Below are 1,465 nucleotides of genomic sequence, written 5' to 3' on the forward strand. Positions count from 1 at the left end.
AGGGCAGCATGATCCGCCGCTACATCATCTGGCGAAACCGCCATGCCGACGACCGACACCTACGCGCCGTCGTCGACAGGGCAAACATTGCCTGATACGGCACTAGACTCGCCGGATGGCGAAGTATTTCGACGTACACCCCGAGAATCCTCAACGGCGCACGATCACCGGCGTCGTCGACACCATTCGGTCGGGCGGGCTCGTCGCCTATCCCACCGACTCCTGTTACGCACTGGGGTGTCAGCTGGGCAGCAGGGACGGCATCAGCCGGATCCGGTCGATCCGGAACCTCGACGACCGTCACCACTTCACGCTGGTCTGCCAGAACTTCGCGCAGCTGGGCCAGTTCGTACAGATCGACAATGACGTCTTCCGCGCGATCAAGGCGGCGACCCCCGGCAGCTACACGTTCATCCTCCCCGCGACGAAGGAGGTGCCGCGCCAACTGCTCCACCCCAAGAAGAAGACGGTGGGAGTCCGCATCCCGGACCACACCGTGGCCCAGGCCCTGGTCGCCGAACTCGGGGAGCCGCTGCTCTCCAGCACCCTGCTTCTGCCCGGCGAGGACGAACCCCTCACCCAGGGCTGGGAGATCAAGGAGCGGCTCGACCATGTCGTGGAGGCCGTGATCGACTCGGGTGACTGCGGCACCGAGCCGACGACGGTCATCGACTTCTCGGGCGGCGGGCCCGAGATCGTACGCCGGGGGGCGGGCGACCCCGACCGGTTCGAGTAGCCGTCCGAGCAGCCCGCGGGGACCGGACGGCGGCGTCGGACGCCCGGGGGAGCAGCGGGCCCCGGAGTGAGACACGCCCGCAGGGCGGGCGTGAGGGCCCCGGTGGGGGAGTACTCTGCCGGGATCCCGCCGCCATGGCACAACGGCCCTGCCGGTAACCCGCCGCGGCGGTACGGCGGGACGCGGTCACAGGCCCTGGATGCGGAGGTGCTCGGCCACCCGGTCGAAGAGTTCCGTGCCCGTCTTCGCGGCCCAGCCCTCGGAGGGACCGGCCACCCTGAGCCGCCAGTAGACCTGGCCGGAGCCCTTGCCGGTGGCGACCACGCGCTCCTGCCAGCGCCGGCGGATGGGGTCGTCGTCGCCGGCGTCGTAGGGCACATGGTCCACGGTCGTGTCGAAGGCGTTCTTGCCCTGGTGCTTCGTCCCCGAGACGGTCACCCTCTGGTCCTTGACGTCGGTACCGTTGTCCCCGCCCTTCTCGTAGTGCTCGCGCCAGGCGTCCCGGGTGGGGGCGATCTCGTCGGTCGCCTCGCCGGTCCTGACCCGTTCCAGATAGACCTTGAAGACACCGCTGGGATCCCAGTAGGTCACGCTGTCGACCCCGGTACGGCCGTCGTTCTCGACGCGTTCGTACTCGGAGGGGACGGCGATGGTGGCGGAGACCACCTCGCGGTCGTTGCGGACCTCCCAGCCCCCGGGAAGCCCGCCCCCGCCGAACGGATCGGTGAC

1 protein-coding gene and 2 pseudogenes are annotated in these 1,465 nt (G+C 69.4%); 2 read left to right on the forward strand and 1 reads right to left on the reverse strand.

The features are described from left to right. Positions 1 to 95 (forward strand): annotated as a pseudogene (locus tag ACIBCM_RS35245) (transposase); the annotation flags it as partial. Positions 96 to 115: 20 nt separating this feature from the next. After that, positions 116 to 736 carry an L-threonylcarbamoyladenylate synthase gene (locus ACIBCM_RS35250; protein ID WP_399250532.1) on the forward strand — a complete coding sequence of 207 codons (621 nt, stop codon included), beginning with the start codon at positions 116 to 118 and terminating at the stop codon, positions 734 to 736. 186 nt (positions 737 to 922) lie between these two features. On the opposite strand, the pseudogene ACIBCM_RS35255 reads toward ACIBCM_RS35250, so the two are convergent. Continuing rightward, a pseudogene (locus tag ACIBCM_RS35255) lies at positions 923 to 1,465 on the reverse strand (serine/threonine protein kinase); the annotation flags it as partial.

This window comes from Streptomyces sp. NPDC051018, from assembly GCF_044456085.1.
Lineage (GTDB): Bacteria > Actinomycetota > Actinomycetes > Streptomycetales > Streptomycetaceae > Streptomyces.